Source organism: Sulfurimonas sp. ST-25, from assembly GCF_048079205.1.
Taxonomy (GTDB): Bacteria; Campylobacterota; Campylobacteria; order Campylobacterales; family Sulfurimonadaceae; genus Thiomicrolovo; species Thiomicrolovo sulfuroxydans.
This window is the reverse complement of record NZ_CP182225.1, coordinates 1,845,988-1,865,192: the sequence shown is the minus strand read 5'-3', so window position 1 is coordinate 1,865,192 and position 19,205 is coordinate 1,845,988. Positions and strand designations below refer to the sequence as shown.

At 57.4% G+C, this 19,205-nt stretch carries 14 protein-coding genes; 8 read left to right on the top strand and 6 right to left on the bottom strand.

Annotation, left to right across the window (positions count from 1 at the left end; genetic code table 11):
• Positions 1-3 precede the first annotated feature (3 nt).
• From ACM66T_RS09595 to ACM66T_RS09570, 6 genes are all read right to left on the bottom strand, one after another.
• Positions 4-1,896, bottom strand: coding sequence for an ATP-binding protein (locus ACM66T_RS09595; RefSeq protein WP_231018795.1), 1,893 nt, complete (start codon positions 1,894-1,896; stop codon positions 4-6).
• A 10-nt stretch (positions 1,897-1,906) separates the two neighbouring features.
• The gene (locus tag ACM66T_RS09590) at positions 1,907-4,210 is read right to left on the bottom strand and encodes a TonB-dependent receptor plug domain-containing protein (protein ID WP_231018794.1); all 2,304 of its coding nucleotides are present in this window, start codon (positions 4,208-4,210) and stop codon (positions 1,907-1,909) included.
• On the bottom strand, positions 4,210-4,719 hold the full coding sequence (locus ACM66T_RS09585; protein ID WP_231018791.1) for a YfiR family protein: 510 nt from the start codon (positions 4,717-4,719) through the stop codon (positions 4,210-4,212). Before ACM66T_RS09585 ends, ACM66T_RS09590 begins: the two co-directional genes overlap by 1 nt.
• Before the next feature lie 254 nt (positions 4,720-4,973).
• Positions 4,974-6,056 (bottom strand): epoxyqueuosine reductase QueH, encoded by a 1,083-nt coding sequence (locus ACM66T_RS09580; RefSeq protein ID WP_416768475.1) that lies wholly within the window; start codon positions 6,054-6,056, stop codon positions 4,974-4,976.
• A gap of 161 nt (positions 6,057-6,217) precedes the next feature.
• Positions 6,218-6,727 (bottom strand): peptidylprolyl isomerase, encoded by a 510-nt coding sequence (locus ACM66T_RS09575; RefSeq protein ID WP_231018788.1) that lies wholly within the window; start codon positions 6,725-6,727, stop codon positions 6,218-6,220.
• Between the two features lie 113 nt (positions 6,728-6,840).
• Positions 6,841-8,379, bottom strand: coding sequence for a hypothetical protein (locus tag ACM66T_RS09570; protein WP_231018787.1), 1,539 nt, complete (start codon positions 8,377-8,379; stop codon positions 6,841-6,843).
• Positions 8,380-8,684: 305 nt separating this feature from the next.
• Between ACM66T_RS09570 and ACM66T_RS09565 the strand changes: the two genes are divergently transcribed.
• The 8 genes from ACM66T_RS09565 to acs all read left to right on the top strand — a co-directional run bounded on the left by ACM66T_RS09565 (position 8,685) and on the right by acs (position 19,083).
• Positions 8,685-10,313 carry a cache domain-containing protein gene (locus ACM66T_RS09565; protein ID WP_416768474.1) on the top strand — a complete coding sequence of 543 codons (1,629 nt, stop codon included), beginning with the start codon at positions 8,685-8,687 and terminating at the stop codon, positions 10,311-10,313.
• Positions 10,294-10,953, top strand: a complete 660-nt coding sequence (locus tag ACM66T_RS09560) for a response regulator transcription factor (RefSeq protein ID WP_231018784.1) — start codon at positions 10,294-10,296, stop codon at positions 10,951-10,953. Before ACM66T_RS09565 ends, ACM66T_RS09560 begins: the two co-directional genes overlap by 20 nt.
• Before the next feature lie 138 nt (positions 10,954-11,091).
• A complete protein-coding gene (locus ACM66T_RS09555; RefSeq protein WP_231018783.1) occupies positions 11,092-12,495 on the top strand; it encodes an OprD family outer membrane porin in 1,404 nt (467 codons plus the stop codon).
• A 13-nt stretch (positions 12,496-12,508) separates the two neighbouring features.
• Positions 12,509-12,841 (top strand): DUF485 domain-containing protein, encoded by a 333-nt coding sequence (locus ACM66T_RS09550; RefSeq protein WP_231018781.1) that lies wholly within the window; start codon positions 12,509-12,511, stop codon positions 12,839-12,841.
• Positions 12,838-14,487 carry a cation acetate symporter gene (locus ACM66T_RS09545; protein WP_231018779.1) on the top strand — a complete coding sequence of 550 codons (1,650 nt, stop codon included), beginning with the start codon at positions 12,838-12,840 and terminating at the stop codon, positions 14,485-14,487. The genes ACM66T_RS09550 and ACM66T_RS09545 overlap by 4 nt, the downstream gene beginning before the upstream one ends.
• A gap of 179 nt (positions 14,488-14,666) precedes the next feature.
• Entirely contained in the window at positions 14,667-16,484 is a 1,818-nt protein-coding gene (locus ACM66T_RS09540; RefSeq protein ID WP_416768473.1) for a putative nucleotidyltransferase substrate binding domain-containing protein, read from the top strand.
• Positions 16,484-17,113 carry a 3'-5' exonuclease gene (locus ACM66T_RS09535; RefSeq protein ID WP_416768472.1) on the top strand — a complete coding sequence of 210 codons (630 nt, stop codon included), beginning with the start codon at positions 16,484-16,486 and terminating at the stop codon, positions 17,111-17,113. Before ACM66T_RS09540 ends, ACM66T_RS09535 begins: the two co-directional genes overlap by 1 nt.
• Positions 17,110-19,083, top strand: coding sequence for an acetate--CoA ligase (gene acs / locus ACM66T_RS09530; protein WP_416768471.1), 1,974 nt, complete (start codon positions 17,110-17,112; stop codon positions 19,081-19,083). The genes ACM66T_RS09535 and acs overlap by 4 nt, the downstream gene beginning before the upstream one ends.
• Positions 19,084-19,205: the final 122 nt, after the last annotated feature.

Genomic DNA, 19,205 nt, shown 5'->3' with positions numbered 1-19,205 from the left:
TTGCTAGGAGAAGGGGTGCTCCTGAGGCTTTGATCCCGGGAGTATGAGCGTGAAAATGGCCCGATCGTTTTCCGTCCGGGCGGCAATACTGCCTCCGAGGGACTCCTCTATGATCATCTTGGCCATATAGAGCCCAAGTCCGGTACCGTTTTTGTCTTTCTTGGTTGAAAAATAGGGCTCGAAGATATACGGTATCACGTCGTGGGGAATCCCGCCCGCATTATCGACGATTTCAATGCGTACACCATAATCGCCGAAGGGGGCAATATCGATAAAGATCTGACGGTCGATCTGCACTTCTTTCAGTGCATCAATGGCGTTGTTGACAATGGCAAGAAGCACCTGGCCCAGTTCCGATGGCAGGGATTCGATTTGCACGCGGTCAACGGCATTATAGTTTTTGTTCACGTCGATACGGTATTGTTCCAGCCGGTTGTCTATGATGCCGAGGGTTTCATCGAGGAGCACGGCAGGTGAAAACCGTTGGGTCGATTTGTCCTCGGCGAAGAAACTTTTGAAGTCGTCTATGGTTCTGGAAAGATACTGTATGGCGTGATCCGCTTTCTCATGCAGGGCACTGACGTCATCAGGGACCTCCGGGAGGGCAGCGATCTTTACATACAGGGAGAAGAGTGTCAGCGAAAGCGTGTTGAGCGGCTGTCGCCACTGGTGTGCGATCATCTCAAGCATTTCGCCCTGCATCGCCAGGCGGTTTTGGTGCATGATCAGCAGGTTCTGTTTCTGCTCTTTCTCCTCAGCCTTCACTTTTTCGCTGATATCCTGATGGGTTCCCCTGATCCCGATGAATACCCCGTCGTCGTCAAAGATGGAACTCTCACGTGCCAGGATATGTTTTGCTTCGCCGTCTGACGTCATGATCCTGAATGAATACATGCTGTCCGCGTGTTGTTCCATGTTGGCGTTGATGTGCTGAGCAAGGGTCCCCATGTCTTCGGGATGGACGCGTGTGAGAAGCGATTTGTGTGTTATCGTCTGCCCGGGTTCGATTTCCCAGATACGGTAGTTTTCTTCCGAAAAGATCAAGTGGTCCTGATCCAGATAGTCATCGAAACTCCCGATCTTGGCGATTCTCTGCGCTTCATTCAGCGTCGCCAGATTCTGGCTGGCCTGTACAAAAAGCTCATGGGCTTTTTGGGTCTTGAACGCAAGCTGTTTCGTCTTTTCACTCAGCTCCTGATTGGACGTTTCTAGTTCCTGCAGCAGTCTGTTCTTGTCTCTTTCGCGCCTGAAATCGAAATAGGCGAACCAAAGGATCAGCAGGACAATCACGACAAAAAAGATGAAAATCGACTCGATCAGATTCCCCAATTTGGCAAGTTCGCCCAAAATACTCCGCTGCTCGAACATCGAAAACTTGATGACGATGACGGCCTGAACTTTTTCGTGGCTGACGATGGGGGCATAATAGGTCGCCCAGACGTCTGCTTCGGAGGAGTCGACGACATACCGTGGTTCCCCGGTGTCATGAATCTCTGAAAAGATGGTCTGTTCGTTTTCGCTGCAAGCTCTGCTGGGTGACGCATTCCCGTCTGCTGCGATCATACACGTTTGAGAATCGGCAGGCTTTACCAGCAGACGGATATCTTTGAATTTGGTGGTGATAAACAGTTTCAGGTCGGCTTCGACGTAATCATGCAGGAGCGCGTTCGTCATGAGCTCATCATGAAAATTTTTGTCGACGATGCGCAGGATGTCTTCGCTGAGGTTTTGTGCAAGTCCCTGCACGTATTGCAGATTGAGGGCCTTGTTGATCTGGAAAATTTCATTGCGCGTGTCCTGGTATTTGAATGAGAGCAGGGTCGCAACGATGAATATTCCCAGGGCGATGGCGAGAAAGATATACGCCGCTTTGAGATGAGCAAACAGTTTTTTCATCGCACGGACTTTAGAACGTCATTTCGGCACGGAGATAGTAAAAAGTGCCGCTGTAGCCGTTGGGGGAGTAACGCGAATACGGCTTGATGCCGTCGTAGCCGTAGAGGGTCCCCGAAAGGCCGTCCCATTTGTTCGGGACGGCATCAAAAAGATTATGCCCTCCGACAGCGATCGTCAATCCGGAGTCGAATCGGTAGGCGATGTCGGCATCGAGTGTCCACATCGGGTCAAAAACGTACTCTTTGGCATCGACCATCTGGGAGTACGTGCCGAAGTAGCTGATGTTCGCCGTGGCATCCAGGCCGCGGTAACTGTAGTTGTTCAGCCAACGCAGAGCGTGCCTTGGCTGACCTTTTTCGATTCGGATCTTCTGTGTCGCATCATCGGCGCTTGAGTTGTCCGATCCGTTCCCGGAAATTTTGTTGATATTGTAGTTGTACCAGAGACCGGTTCTGAACATGCCGAAGCGCTCAATAGGGTAGCTCTTATTGAACTTGATATCGACGCCGTGGGTGGAGGTATGGGCCGCGTTGATGAAAAAACGGACCTTGGAAACGTTCGGCCAAAGGTCGGAGGTATTGTTGATGTCGTCACTGAGCATGATGCGGTCGTTGACTTCCACGTAAAAGAAGTCGACGGTGAGTGCCGTTTCGCCGTCGTACTGATAGACACCGCCCAGGGTGACATTCTTGGAGCGCTCGGATTTAAGCGGTTTGGCTCCCAGTGCCTCCGCGATCGGGTCGTCAACGCGGAAGGTTCCCTGGGTGTCGATGCCGTTTGCGCCGGCAAACGATGAGGTCTGAGCATAGTAAGACTGGGACAGCGACGGGGCCCTGAACCCGGTGCTGCCGGAGCTGCGCAGCATCAGCGACGGCGAAACCTGATACGTCAAGGCCACTTTCGCATTGGTGCTTTCGCCGAAATCAGAGTACTCTTCATAACGCACGAGGATCTCCACATTGAACCGTTCATTCAGATCGAAGACGCTGTCTGCGTACAGTGCATAGCTGCTGCGGCACTCATCAACCGCATTGTAGGGAGAGTATCCGGCGAAGCCCTGTGTTCCGGCAGTGACACCGCTGACAACGCCGTAGTCTGCGTAGGATGCCTGTTCACCCGCAAGAATCTTGTAGTTTTCGTAACGGTACTCGGCTCCGGCGGAGAACTTATAGTTCGATCGGCGCTGGGTGATATCGAAGTTGACCGTATTTTGCGTGAACTGCAGGCTCCCGTTGTCGAAACTGCGAAGCTGCGGATCGCCCTGGGTATAGTTGAGGCTGTCTTCAACCGTGTAGTGTATACGGTTGAGACCGTACGTATTGCTCAGATCCCAGGTGATGTCGGAGTCGTTGACCCCCTTGATGCCGGCGGTCACAGCATAGTCCAGAATGTCCGCGTTGATGATCGGCAGAAAGCCCGGGAAACCTTCAGCGGTTAGTTCAGGGCGGTAAAATGCCCCCGCCCGGCTATTGCGGTGGTGCAGGAATCCGTCAAGGTAGAGCGATGTCGTCTCTTCGCCTGCCAATTCCGCATTCAGTCCGATGGTGAGGCTGTCGCTGTCGGGTATGCCGACATGGGTGGTGAGCGCAGGAGGTGAGACACGGCGGTCCAGGCCCGCGCGCTGTGTCTGTTCCTGCCCTTTGGCGTCGATGGAAAGGTTGACAAACCCATCATATGGAAGCGCAATGGTGGCAAACGCGTTTCCAGCGGCCTGGTGACCGTCACCCGCCTTCCGTCCTCCATATAAGACTCCGGCTTTTGTGTCGTTTCCAATCCCTTTGAAGATGATATTGATTACGGCGGAGATCGCGTCCGAGCCGTATTGTGCCGATGCACCGTCGCGCATGATTTCGATCTTCTCGATCATGGCCAGCGGGATCGTATCAAGGTCGGCATGGCTCGATCCGCGTCCAATCGTCCCGTTGACATGCAGCAGCGAAGAGGTGTGCAGGCGTTTGCCGTTGATGAGCACGAGGATCTGATCGGGACTCATCCCCCGAAGCGTGATGGTGCGAACATGATCGCTGCCGTCGGCGATTGAGGTTTCAGGTGCATTGAACCCTGCGACGAAATAGCGCAGTATATCCGGGAGCGATGTCATGCCGCTTCGGGCGATCTGTTCTTGGGTGATGACATCGATCGGGATATTGGATTCCAGGTAGTTGACGGCATTCGTGCGCGAGCCGACCTGGGCCTTCAGCTCGGACTCTGTGGAAAGAATCCCCTCCATGCTTTTGGTATAAAGATTGTCCTCCGCCGACAGAATGGGAAGACTTAATAGGCTGCAGGTGAGGAGGATTCCGAGTTTTGTCATCAGTTGTGCTCCTTGACGATATCGACGAAGCGAAGCAGATGGGGTGAGGCTTTGAGTCCATGAGCTTCGAGCGCATCGAGGTTGACTTTCAGCCGCATGCGCTGGCCGGTGAAATAGATTTGCACCATCCCGCCTTTTTCGGCGAATCCCCGCATGTCGCTGACAGTCAGTACGGGCTGGTTTTTTAGGGTGTTGAGGATGGTCGGCAGTTGTCTCGCGTTTTTCCCGGATACATAAAGTACCTCTGGGGTTTTTGCGCGTGCAACGTCATCTCGTAGAACAATCCTGACCGGTTTTCCCTTGATGGTATTGTGCTTGTAGAAATCTTCAAAATGTGTCCCCATCTGGTTTTTGAGGATGGTGATCGTAAAGGAGTTCCGCCGATCATTTGGCCAGGTGATATACTCTGCGATTTTCCCGATGATGGCACTTTGGAGTTTCGCCTCTGATTCATAGGCATGCGCGTTTAGAACGAGAAGAATAAAAAACGCGATTCTAACGATCTGCATGCAGCCCCCACCCCTTTTGTCGCGCCATTATCACACAAGAGTTTAGAAATTAAAGTTAATTTGTGTTTAAAAGACAAAAAGTGTGTTGTCAAAGGATCTAGGGGGAAGAGCGTGTGCGGCTTCACAAGATCCGGAGTTGATAAAAAAACTTTTGGCTGGTTCGGCGGATTAGCGTAAGAAAGCTCTCAGACATGTGTGATGTGATTTGCGGTAACTGTGCGGTTCAATGTAAAAGTGAACCGTCGATAGCGGCTTTAGTCGATGATCAACCGCTCTTTGGTGTCCTCGTAGACCTTGGCGTCTAGGAAAAGGGTGTATTTGCCTTCGGGTTTTTCGTCCGTAACGATAACCGGGGTGAGGTCGAACGGCGTTTCGCAAAGCTGCCGGCGCAATGCCAGTTCGTCTTCGAACGCGGGCGGGTTGAAGATCAGTTCAGTCACGCTTGCGTACGACGTTGCCACTCTTTTATTGAACTCATCTATCGAGATGAATCGGATATCGTCGCGGTTGAAGTAGTGGATGCCGTGCTGCTCATACTCGATTTTTCCATTGGCGCGTTTGCGCGGCAGGGTCGAGTAGTGCAGGGCATACGCTGGCACGGATTCGCTTTTGCCCCGGGTGAGGCGGCAGGTGAACTGGCGGTAGTTGAGGAACTTCTGCTTGACGATGCGGTAGGTCTTTCCCGCATCCTCCAGGGCCATCCGCTGTTCGTACATGGTGAGGCGCTCCTCGATGGAGGCGGGCAGGATGCGGCCGTCTACGGGGGAGAACATCTCGTCCATCAGGCGATCCTGGTGCTCGCGCTGCATGCTCAGTCCGAAGAGACAGCCGCAGTAGTCCTGGCGGTAGAGCTGCTGCTCCTTGGTGACCCGGCTCTGGTCCTGAGTGCCGCCGGCGGCGCGGTAGTCGACGGCGATGAACTCGACGCCGTGCTCTTTGTGGAAGGCGTCGCCGACGCGTTTGAGCTGCTCCTGGGATTTGAGGGGGCTTACCAAAAGGGTCGTCGTCATCCGCTTTTTGCCCAGCTCCAGCGCTTTGTTCGCGCTCACCTCGAAACGGCGGTCGAAACAGACCTCGCAGCGCGCCCCTTTTTCCGGCTCTTTTTCCAATCCTCTGACAGCGTCCATCCACGTCTCGAAGTCGTATTCGCCTTCAAGCAGATCGATACCGAGCTTCTTGCACGAACGCTGGACGTCAAGGTAGCGCAGGCGGTATTCGGAATAGGGGTGGATGTTGGGGTCGTAGAAGAAGCCGGTCAGCTTCTCGTCGGGGTAGTCGTGCTGCAGTTTCTCAAGAAAGAAATGACTGTCAACAGAACAGCAAATATGCACTAACATAAATCATTCCTTTCTCGGTTGGCGGAAAGCGCCAAGGGCGCGCGGGCACCCCGAGGGCACTTCTTCCAGTGCGCCTGCTGCCGATGTAGCGGAGCGGAATTTCGCAACGCAGTGAGGGCAGCGCAACCCAGTGTTAACGCAGCTATCCGGGCTTTGCTCGGTTAGCGTTCCGCTAAAATCTCGACTTTCTCGATCTTGTCCTGGCCGGCAATGCTGTCGAGCACGGCCATGGAGTCTGCGTCACCGGCTTCGATGCCGCCAAAGACGGTGTGGACGCCGTCGAGGTGCGGGCAGGGGACGAAACAGATGAAGAACTGGCTGCCGCCGGTGTTCGGACCTGCGTGGGCCATGGAGAGGGTGCCTTTGACGTGCTTGTGAACGTTGTTGGCTGTTTCACACGCGATGCTCCAGCCCGGACCGCCGGTACCGGTACCGTGAGGACAGCCGCCCTGGGCCATGAAGCCCGGGATGACGCGGTGGAAGTTGAGGCCGTCGTAGTAGCCGTCTTTGGCGAGGAAAGCGAAGTTCGCGACGGTGTTCGGCGTCTCTTCGTTGTAGAGTTTGAGCCACATGACACCCTTGCTGGTGGTCATTTTTACCCATTGGAACGATGCCATCTCCTCGGCGCTGTAGTCGTAGGTCTTGAGTTCTTGTTTTCCGAAACCGAACATATGTAGTGCTCCCTGTGTAATGTAATCCGCATTATATTTGGGAAAAACTTAACGGGCGGTTTCTAAAGCGGGTTACTCACGGATAAGGGCGTAGGCCAAGGGAAGGCCCGCGCTTACGGAAGCGAAAAGCGGTAGCTGAGACCCGCACCGACGGATGTCGCGCTGAACGGCCTCTCCTCACGGTAGAGGCCCGCACTGTCCACGGAGATGATCTGGCCCACCTGAGCATAGAACGCAGCCCTGTCGCTGAGGGTGTAGCTTGTCCCGACGGAGGGTTTGAAGACGACGCCGTCGACGTTGGTACCGAGCAGCAACTGGAAGAAACTCTGAAACCGCGTGGAAGAGGTGTAGCGGTTCTGTACCCCGATTCCCGCCAGTATCTCCCCGTATCCCGGGTACTCCCTGAAGTCGTTGTAGGCGATGCTGGCCTGGGTCGCGAAGTACCAGTTCTGATGCAAGAGCACGTCGAGCTGTCCCGAGAGCATATGGATGTCGTGGTGGTCCGCGTGGGCGACCTTGACGTTGAGGTCGCTCTGGGGAAAGATACTGAGGCGGAAGCCCTTGTAACGCGGGGCCGTAGCCGAATCATACTCCTGGGTGTTTTTCCGTCCGGCCGAGAGGTGGTAGTCGAGGGCGGCCCCGACCGTATAGTTTCTAGAGCTGCCCGTCGGCGCGGCCAGGTAGCCCCCGGTGATGGCCAGGCCGATGCCGTCGTTCAGCCGGTACTCCAACGCGGCTTTGGGATAGACCAGCAGCCCGGAGCCGGTATCGATGAGTTCGGGCGAGTAGCCCCCGGACCCGACGCCGATCTGGCCGTAGAGGTGCAGGTGCGGGGTGAGCGCGAAACGGTGGCCGGCACCGGGAAGGATCTGGTTGTAGAGCGGGCGCCCCCTGTAACCGACTTCCGCTTCTATAAAGAGGTAGTTGGCGTCATCGAGGAAATGGGAGTACTGCAGCGCGAGGGTGTTGATAGTTTTCTGGTTCGTGCCTTGCGGGTCGATCTGAAAGATGTTGTTCATTTCGAAGGTCAGGATCTTCTCATGCGAAGAGAACAGATCGTAAAAGGCCGGAACGATCTTGCCGGCATCGGCATAGGAACCGGCGGTGTAATCGACGGATTTCTCGATAAAGAAATTGACCTGCGAGCTGTCGATCTGCGACGCTTTGAATTTGATGCGGGCGTAGTTTATTCCTGCCGAGAAGCCGTTGTCAAAGGCGTACCCCAACCCGATATAGCCGATGCCGAATCCCCCCGTACCGGAGAGCTCTTTGCTTTGCTCAATGCTGGAACCGCCGCCCCCGCCGCCGACGGTCGCCCCCGCGTCGATGAAGAGCCCTTCATAGAGGGTGTACTGGGCGTGGAGCGTGGCATCGAGGGTCATAAAGCCGCCGTAATCCCCCTCGACCAGGGGGGCATGGAAGCCGACCCCGAAAGAGAGCCAGCTGTTGAGCTGCTGGAGGTAGCGCATCCCGAACAGGTCGATCGTGCCGCTGCCCGTGAGGGGGATCACCTGGTAGTCGGCCACGATCAATCCGTGCTCGGTATACGGTTCGTGCTGTGCAACGAGGGTGTCGTCCGCGTTGGAAAGCGGCTGCTGCGGAAGATCAGATGCAAGCAGCACTGCTTGCGATGCGAGAAGCGCCAACAGCATGGTTCGGACGCTTTTTAATGTCTGGGAAGCGGCAGGCAGTGGCAAAGGGCGCATCTCTTCCTCTGGATAAATTTGGGTGCCGGCGAGTGTGCTTCCGTCGCAATGAAGGCTGTTCCGTCCATGACCGTAGACGGAAGAGATGCTTCTGGCTGGCGTGTTTGACTTCACATTATAACACCGGGAGCGTCGCAGGATGCTGTAGCGTCCCTAAAGAATCCTGCCAATATGTTTTCTGCCGTGATTTGTTCCGCATGAGATTTAGGATAAACTTCATTTCAGTTAATGGGGAAACGGAATATGAGACAGTGAAAAGAAAAGCATCGCACGGCCTGTGGCATACGATCAGCCTGGAGAAGATCAACTTCCTTGCCATTGTGGCACTCTTCTGCTTTGCGATGCTCTTTACGCTGCTGGTCATTTTCGAAGAGTACCGTGATTTCGACCGGGATGCGGCCCAGATGCGCGCAACCTACCTACAGCAGCAGAAAGAGCTGATCCGCGAGGAGACGCAGCGCGCGCTCAGTTTCGTCGAGCACGAGTACGCACGTTGGCACGGGCGGCTCGATGAGGCGGTGCTCCAGCGCAACATCATCGACGCGATCAACGCCCTCTACGACCGCGGCGACGGCAGCAAGTACATCTTTGTCTATACCCTTGAGGGCATCAACATCAACGACCCGAACAAGCCGGAAAACTACGGCAAGGATATGTTGGACATCGAGGATGTGAACGGAGTGAAGATCCTGCGCGAACTGATCGCGGCGGCAGGCTCCGGGGGATTCGTCCACTACGTCTGGGAGAAACCGACGACGGGCAAGCTCTCCCCGAAGATTGCGACGGCGGTGGCCTTTGGACCATGGCAGTGGCTGATCGGTACGGGGGTCTACCTAGACGATATCGATGCCCTGATCGCGGAGAAGAAGCTGCAAAAGCGCGACCAGCTTATCAAGTACGTGATGGAGATCCTCACCCTCAGTGCCATCCTCTTCGCCCTGGCGCTGAGCGGGATCAAACTGATCAACAAGGTACTGCGCGACGAGATCCGCACCTTCAGCGACTTCTTCTCCCTTGCCGCGTCGCGCTACGTCGTCATCGAACGTGAGCAGATCCGGATCGCGGAGTTCCAGACCCTGGTCGTTCACGTCAACGCGATGGTCGACACGATCCACAGCCGCAACCTCGAGCTTTCCGAACTCAACGCCTCTCTGGAGCAGAAAGTGCGGGACAAAACGGCCAAACTGCAGAAGGAGAAGGCGTTCAGCGACCAGCTCGTGCAGTCGCAGGACGCTTTTATCAAGCAGTCTATCCACGAGGTTAACACCCCGCTGGCGGTGATCATGACGCAGATCGACCTCTACCGCCACATGCACGGGGAGGACCGTTTCCTCGGCCACATCGAAGCGGCGGCGAAGATGCTCCATACGATCTTTGACGACCTGCGCTACATGGTGAAGAAGGAGCGGATCGACTACCCCTCCGATACGATCGACCTGGGGGCGTTCCTGCAGGCGCGGCTGGGGTTCTTCGAGAGCGTCATGGCCGCCAACCGGCTGAGCGTCGCCGCGAAGATCGCCCAGACGGTCCCGGTCTGCATGAATGACGAGGAGCTGCGTCGCATCGTCGACAACAACCTCTCCAACGCCATCAAGTACGCCTATCCCGACAGCACCGTCGACGTCGAGCTGGAGGTGGTGGCGCAGACGGCCCGGATGCGGTTTACGACGCGCTCGAACCCCATCGACCGCCCGGAGAAGGTCTTCGAAGCCTTCTACCGGGAAGCGGACGAGCTGAGCGGCTTCGGGCTGGGGCTGCACCTTGTCAAGTCTATCTGCAACAAGTACGGCATCGAGACGGAGATCAGTTCCGAGGCGGGGGTGACGGCCTTTACCTATATTATTGCGAAAGGGGGGTGCGATGAGAATTCTGCTGCTTGAAGATGAGGTGATGCTGCAAGGCGCCGTGAGCGAGTACCTGCAGATGCATAACCACAGGGTCGACGCCTTCGTCGACGGGGCGGAGGCCCTGGAGGCCATTATGAAGGGGGGGTACGACCTGCTGATCCTCGATATCAACGTCCCCTCCATCGACGGCCTGAGCCTGCTTGAACGTCTCAATGCGGCGAAGATCGCCGTGCCCGCGATCTTTACGAGTGCGCAGACCGACATCGCCGAGATCTCGAAGGCGTACGAGCTGGGCTGTTTCGACTACCTCAAAAAGCCCTTCCACCTGCAGGAGCTTCTCTTGCACATCAACCGGGTCATGCGCGACGTCCCGCCGGACCAGCGCAAACACCTGCGTCTCTCCAAACGCTACAGCTACGATATGCTCAACGAGACCCTGCTGTTCGACAACGAACCGCAGACGCTCACCCGGCGCCAGCACCAGATCATCGACCTGCTCGCCCGCAATATGAACCGGGTGGTCGATTTCGAAACATTCCGCATCTACGTCTGGGACGAGGCGATCATCGACAATGCTACGATCCGTGCCGAGGTAAACCGCCTGAAGAAGGGGCTCAAAGAGGATTTCATCCAGAATATCCGGGCCATGGGTTATATGATCACCTCACGCTGACCCCCGGCCACCACGGCCGGAAAAGTGTTACTTTTTTTCCACATTTTGCTGAAAATCCGTATTTTTTTCCGCCAGATTCCTATTGCTATGTTCGCGCTACGTTCCTCTCTTAATGTGCTGGGAGTACAAGGAGAGACTATGAGAAAAACGTTACTTTTGTCCGGCATCGCCGCTGCGCTCGTTACCGCCAACGCGGCCGACGATATCGCCGCGATGTTTGCAAACGGCAAAACAAGCGGGCAAATCCGCGCCTTCTATGTCGACCGGGACTACTCCGGCTACGACGGGGCACCGCATCGTAACGCAACGGCGCTGGGCGGGCACCTGGGTTATGAGACGGACGCGCTCGCAGGCGTGAGCCTCGGGGCATCGGCCTATACGACGAACCGGATCTTTCAGGGGCTCGAATACGGTTCCGCTTCCGAAGGGAAGGTCGATCCCTCCCTGTTCGGCAACGGCTACAAGAGCTACAGCATCTTCGGCGAGGCCTATGTCAACCTGAAGATGGGCGCGAGCAACCTGAAACTGGGACGCCAGTCTCTCAATACGCCGATGGCCGCCGCCGACGATGCACGGATGCTTCCGAGTTTCTTCGAGGCGTATGTCTATACGAACAGCAGCCTCGCGAACACGAGTTTCGTCGCGGCGCACATCACGAAGTTCGCCCCGGGCAGCTTCTCGAACATCTACACGGGCGGCGGGATTCTCGGCGCCACGTCGGGGTATTCGCCGATTGCGGCCAACTACCCCAAATACGGCGGCGACTTCGCCAATGTGGGGAGCTGGGCCGTCGGCGAGACGACGCCGGGCATCACGACGCTTGCGGCGGTCTATAAGGATGAGCATCTGAGCCTCCAGGTGTGGGACTACTACGCCTGGGACATTCTCAACGCCTTCTATGCCGAGGGGAGTCTGAGCTGGAAATGTCTGCTCAACCCGGAGGTGCAACCCTTTGTGAGCGCCCAGCTGATCAAAGAGAATAACGTCGGTGACAACCTGCTTCAGAACCTCGGCGGCGACGGCAAAATAGACAGCCTCTACGGTGCGGTGAAGCTCGGGGCGAAGTACCATGGTTTCAGCGCCTATGCCGCCTACTCGCAGACAACCGCGAACAGCGATGCCGATATCACCGGCACCCAGTCCTATGCCAATGCTGTGATCACGCCCTGGGGCGGGATGCCGGCATATACGCAGGGGATGGTGACGCGCCACCAGTTCATGGCGGGGACCAAAGCCTATAAAGGGGCGGTGGCCTACTCCTTTAAAGAGCAGGGCGTCAACCTGAGCGTGGCGGCCTACTACGTCGCATTCGACATGGACAAAAACAACGGTTACTCCGTTGTCAAAGACGTGAACGGCACCGTGACCGGAGGATATGCCTGGACGGCGGCGGAACCGGGCTTTGACATCCAGTACTACCCTGAGGCGGTGAAGAACCTGCAGCTGAGACTGCGCGGGAACTTCCCCGACAAGTTCTACGACAGCGCGGCGAAAACCGTCAATTGGGACGAATACCGGTTTATTGTAAACTATAACTTTTAATTAAAGGACGATCATGACGAACGAAATGGTTGAACATATTAAGAACAATCCGAAGTACCAGGAGTTGGTGAAGACGCGCAGCGCCTTTGCCTGGAAGCTTTCGATCGTGATGCTGGTGGTCTATTTCACCTTTATCCTCACCATCGCCTTTGACCCGTCGCTGCTCGGCACGCCGCTGAGCGAGACGGGGGTCACGACGGTCGGCATCCCGGTCGGTGTCGCGATTATTTTCATCGCCTTCGTCCTGACGGGGATTTACGTCAAGCGCGCCAACGGCGAGTTCGACGATCTTAACCGCGAGGTGCGCGCCGAACTCGAGCGCGACATGGCAAAGGGGGCGGAATGAAACGTCTTCTCCTTCTTCTGACGGCCGCAGCGTCTACGCTGATGGCATCGGGCGCCATTGAGGGTGCGGTGGAAAAACAGCCGCTGAACGTCTCCGCGATCGTGATGTTCCTCGTCTTCGTCGGTGCGACGCTGGGGATCACCTACTGGGCGGCAAAACGCACGAAAACGGCCAAGGACTTCTACACCGCCGGCGGCGGCATTACGGGCTTCCAGAACGGGATGGCGATTGCCGGCGACTACATGTCCGCCGCATCGTTCCTGGGGATCTCCGGCCTCGTCTTCCTCAAAGGGTATGACGGGCTGATCTACTCCATCGGTTTCCTGGTCGGCTGGCCGCTGATCCTTTTCCTCGTCGCGGAGCGCCTGCGCAACCTCGGCAAGTACACCTTCGCCGACGTCGCCTCTTTCCGTCTGAGACAGACACCGATCCGTACCCTGGCGGCTTTCGGCTCCATTGCGACCGTCACGCTCTACCTGATCGCGCAGATGGTCGGTTCGGGCAAACTGATCCAGATCCTCTTCGGTCTGCCGTACGAGGTCGCGGTCATCCTGGTCGGTGTCCTGATGATTCTCTACGTCACCTTTGGCGGGATGCTGGCGACGACGTGGGTCCAGATCATCAAGGCGGGGCTGCTGCTCTCCGGTGCGACCTTTATGGCGATCGCCGTTATGGCGCATTTCGGTTTCAGCTTTGAAGCGCTCTTCGCGAAGGCGGTCGAGGTCCACAGCACCCATGACGCCATCATGAGCCCGGGCGGCCTGGTCAGCGACCCGGTCTCCGCGATCAGCCTCGGTATCGCGCTGATGTTCGGTACGGCGGGTTTGCCGCATATCCTGATGCGCTTCTTTACCGTCTCCGACGCGAAAGAGGCACGCAAGTCGGTCTTCTATGCGACCGGTTTCATCGGCTATTTCTATATCCTGACCTTCATCATCGGGTTCGGGGCGATTGTCATGGTGGCGACCAACCCGCACTACCTTGATGCGGCGGGCACACTGCTCGGCGGTAACAACATGGCGGCGATCCACCTCAGCCACGCGGTCGGCGGGAACTTCTTCCTCGGCTTCATCTCGGCGGTGGCCTTCGCGACGATCCTCGCGGTCGTCTCCGGTCTGACCCTGGCGGGCGCTTCGGCGATCAGCCACGACCTCTACGCCAACGTCTTCCGCCGCGGAGAAGTTGATGAGATGCAGGAGATGCGCATCTCCAAGATCGCCGTCGTCGTCATGGGGATCGTTGCGATCCTGCTGGGGATTGCGTTTGAGAAGCAGAACATCGCGTTCATGGTCGGTCTGGCCTTTGCCATCGCCGCATCCGCGAACTTCCCGGTGCTCTTCCTCTCCATGTTCTGGAAAAGACTGACGACGCGCGGTGCCGTCATCGGCGGTTCGCTCGGTCTGGCGACGGCGGTACTGCTGGTGATCCTGGGGCCGATCGTCTGGGTCCAGATCCTCGGCAATGCCGAAGCGGTCTTCCCGTACAAGTACCCGGCGCTCTTCTCCGTCACGGTCGCCTTTGCTGGGATCTGGTTCTTCTCCATCACCGACAAAAGTGCGGACGGCGAGAACGAACGCGAAGCCTTCGAGGCCCAGAACATCCGTTCACAGACTGGTATCGGTGCCGAAGGCGCCGTCAGCCACTAAGGAGCAAAATCGTTGGAACATGAGTTGATTCCGGCCAAATCCGGAACGAATTTATCTGACCCGTCAGGGGCAAGCTTTTGTGCTCGCAGTGCTGTGCAATTCCGCTGCACTGCATGTACCTCAGCGGCGAGCGCAGCTCTCTGGGCTTTGCCCGGATGGCGTGTAAAGCAGAGACATCAATGAGCATATTCGACCAGAAGCAGCTTTTGGCGTCGATGCACCCCTTTGACCTGTTGTCATCGCGGGCGCTGGACAACGTCATGGCGCAGATGGACATCGCCTACTACCCCCGGGAGACGGTACTGGTCTCGCCCAACGTCCCCGCGGAGTGCCTCTACATCATCATCAAAGGCAGTGTGCACGAGTGGCTCGGCGAAGAGCTGACCGACGCCTACGGGGCGATGGACAGTTTCGATGCCGACGCCCTCATCTACGGCCAAACGGACAAACGCTTCGTCGTGGACGAAGAACTCATCTGCTACGAACTCCCCAAACAGATTTTCCTCGACCTGATCCAGGACCACGACGCCTTCAAACACTTCTACCTCGAAGACTTTGTCACCAAACACGAACAGCTCAAAATGCTCAAGCAGCAGAACGACCTGACGCCGTTTATGGTGGCGCGCATCGGCGATATCTACCTGCATACGCCCTGCATCGTCGCGGCGGAGACCCCGATTGCGGAGGCGGTGCGGCAGATGGAGGCGATGAAGAGCCCGGCGATCCTCGTCGAGAGGGAGGAGGACTACGGCATCGTGACCGATTCGGACCTGCGCCGCAGCGTCCTGATGGGGGCGGTCGAGGCTTCCGGCGCCATCGGCACCATCGCTTCCCGTCCCCTGGTGACGATTGAGAAACAGGATTTCCTCTTCAACGCGCTGCTACTGTTTACTGCGCACCATATCAAGCGCGTCGCCGTCACGGACGGCGGGCGCGTCGTCGGGATACTTGAGCAGCTCGACCTGCTGAGTTTCTTCGCCAGCCACTCCTACCTGGTGGCGATGCAGGTCGAAAAGGCCGACAGCATCGAGGCGCTTCACCGCACCGGCGGGGAGATGGTCAACCTGATCCGTTCCCTGCACACCAAGGGGGTCAAGGTCCGCTACATCACCAAACTGGTCAACGCCCTCAATGCGAAGATCTACCGCAAGGTGTTCGAGTTCTGTGTCGCGCCGGAACACCGTGACGACTGCGCCCTGATCGTGATGGGAAGCGAGGGGCGCGGCGAGCAGATTTTGCGGACCGACCAGGACAACGGCCTGATCATCCGCGACGGCTGCGGGAAGGATTTTGCCGACGAGATGGCGGCGATGAACGCCGCCCTGCGGCAGCTCGGGTTCCCCGACTGCCCCGGCAACGTGATGGTGACCAATCCGCAGTGGCGCCGTCCGCTCGGTGATTACCAGGCGCAAATCGACGGCTGGGTCGGCTCGATGGACGAGGCGGCGCTGCAGAACCTCGACATCTTCCTGGATGCCCGCTGCGTCGCCGGGAACGCCGAGCTTCTGGAGCGGGCCGAGCAGTACCTCTACGGACGTTTTGAAGGGCGCGACGACGTCCTGGCGCATATGGCGAAGGCGGCGCTCAGTTTCGAGACGCCGCTGAGTCTCTTCTCGGGACTGGTGGTCGAACGCAGCCACGGGAACACGCTGAACCTGAAAAAGGGCGGCATCTTTCCCATCGTGCACGGCATACGCGTCCTGGCGCTGCAGAAGAAGATCCGGGAGACGAACACTTTTGAGCGGATCAAACAGCTCAACAACGCGGGGGTCTTCGACAAGACCTTTTCGACGGAGCTGATGGAGGCCTACGACACGCTGCTCTCGATAAGGCTGCGGGCCCGCCTGGGGCACGCCGCAGAGGGGTGGATGCTCAACGAGGTCGCCCCGGGCGGGCTGGACAAGCTGGAGCGGGACCTGCTCAAGGACAGCTTCAAGGTCGTCAACGCCCTTAAAAAGCTGCTGACCTACCACTTCCACCTGAACATGGTGATGTGATGTTCAAGGCGTGGCGAAAGCAGCGGAACCGCAAACGGTTGAAGGATGAGGCGTACGCCTTTTTGTTTGAACCCTACGACGGCGACGAGGTCGTCGTTTTCGACACGGAGACGACGGGGCTCGACCCCAAAACGGACGAGATCGTCTCCATCGGCGCGGTGAAGGTGAAAGGCAACAGGGTCCTCACCTCGGAGACCTTCGAGGTCTACCTGAAAACGCAGAGGCCCATTCCGGCGGAGAGCATCGAGGTGCATGGCATTCGTCCCTGCGATCTCGAGCATGCGCTCTCCCCGCCGGAGGGGATTGAGAAGTTCCTGCATTTCATCGGCCCGCGGCCGCTGGCAGGGTATTACCTGGAGTTTGACGTGGCGATGATAAACCGCTACGTCAAACCCTGGCTCGGGGTGGAACTTCCCAACCCGAAAACAGAGGTCTCGGGCCTTTACTTTGACAAAAAAAATTTCGGAATACCGCAAGGAAACATTGATTTACGCTTCGATACAATCCTTGCCAACCTGGGAGTGCCCCCTATGGGGCGGCACAACGCCGTCAACGACGCGATCATGACGGCTATGATCTTTATCAAATTGAACAATACGATTAAACTCAAAACAGGAGAGAGAACATGAGTGATACAACAGTCAAACCGGTTTTCCAACCCAACCGCGAATTCGCCAAAACGGCACGCATCAAGAATATGTGTGAATACAAGGAACTGGCAACATGGGCCGAGGAGGATTACGAAGGGTTCTGGGACCACTTCGCGCAGGAGAAAATTGACTGGTTCGAGCCCTATGGCAAGGTACTCGACGACAGCAACATGCCGTTTGCAAAATGGTTCGAGGGCGGTAAGCTGAACGTGGCGCACCAGTGTATCGACCGCCACCTCGACTCCCGCAAGAACAAAGCGGCGATCATCTTCGAAGGGGACCGCGGCGACAAAAAGATCGTCACCTACCTGGAGCTCTACTACAACGTCAACAAAATGGCGAACCTCCTCAAGAACGAGTTCGGTATCAAAAAGGGCGACCGCGTCGTCATCTACATGCCGATGATCCTGGAAGCGGCTTACGCCATGCTGGCGTGTACGCGTATCGGTGCGATCCACTCCATCGTCTTCGGCGGTTTCTCCGCGGAAGCGCTGCGCGACCGCATCATCGACGCGGAGGCGAAACTCGTCATCACGGCCGACGGCGCGTTCCGTAAGGACAAGCCGTACATGCTCAAGCCGGTCGTCGACAAAGCCCTCGAAGAAGGGTGCGAGTGCGTTAACAAGGTCCTTGTCGTCCAGCGCAACGGCGAGGACGTCGACTGGAAAGCGGGCCGCGACTACTCCTACAACGAGATGATCGAGCAGCAGTCCGCCGTCTGCGAAAGCGAACCGATGGACTCCGAAGACCCGATGTTCCTGCTCTATACCTCCGGTTCTACCGGCAAGCCGAAAGGCGTTCAGCACAACACGGCGGGCTACATCCTCTGGGCACAGATGACGATGGAGTGGGTCTTCGACGTCAAGGAGAACGACACCTACTGGTGTACGGCCGACATCGGCTGGATCACCGGCCACACCTACATCGTCTACGGCCCGCTCGCGATGGGCGCGACGACGCTGATGTTCGAAGGGGTCCCGACCTATCCGGACGCGGGACGCCCGTGGAAGATGGTCGAAGAGTACAAGATCAACCAGTTCTACACGGCGCCGACGGCGATCCGCGTGCTGCACAAAACAGGGGCGGAAGAGCCTGCGAAGTACGACCTTTCCAGCCTCAAGGTCCTCGGTACCGTCGGCGAGCCGATCGACCCGCCGGCATGGAAGTGGTACTACGAGGAGATCGGCGGCGGCAAATGCGCCATCGTCGATACCTACTGGCAGACGGAAACGGGCGGCCACATGGTCACGCCGCTGCCGGGGGCGACCCCGATCAAACCGGCCTGTGCCACCTTCCCGCTGCCGGGCATCATGGGCGAGATCCTCGACCCGGAAACAGGCAAGAAAGTCGGTGCGGGCGAGAGCGGCTATATGTGTGTCACCAAACCGTGGCCGTCCATGATCCGCGGCGTCTGGGGCGATCCGGAGCGTTTCGTGAAGTCCTACTTCGGCGACGTCAAAAAAGACGGTCAGCCGGTCTACTTCACCGGCGACGGCGCCAACTATGACGACGAGGGCTACATCACCATCACGGGCCGTACCGACGACGTCATCAACGTCTCCGGCCACCGTATGGGGACGGCCGAGGTCGAAGCGGCGTGCAAGAAGCACCCGAACGTCGCGGAAGTCGCCGTCGTTGGCAAACCCCATGAGCTCAAGGGTGAGGGGATCTTCGCCTATGTTGTCCTCAAGGGCGAAGAGAGCATGGCCGAAGACGTCGAGATGTCCAAGGAGATCAACAATGTTATCAAGCAGGAGATCGGCAACATCGCCGTCTGCGACGACATCGCCTTCGTGCCGGGCCTGCCGAAGACCCGTTCGGGCAAGATCATGCGCCGCATCCTGCGCTCCATCGCCAAAGGCGAGGCGATCACGCAGGATACGTCGACACTCGAAGACCCCAGTGTCGTCGAAAAGATCCAGGAAGTCGTCAACGCCTGCCGCGTCTAAGCATCCACTGCATCTGAACAGCCGCGCTTCGGCGCGCGGCTGCTTCTCTTTTCACTCCTCCTTATATTTTTTACCGATATCCGCGCTTTTCACGCTGTCTATATCTCTGCACGGATGGATGA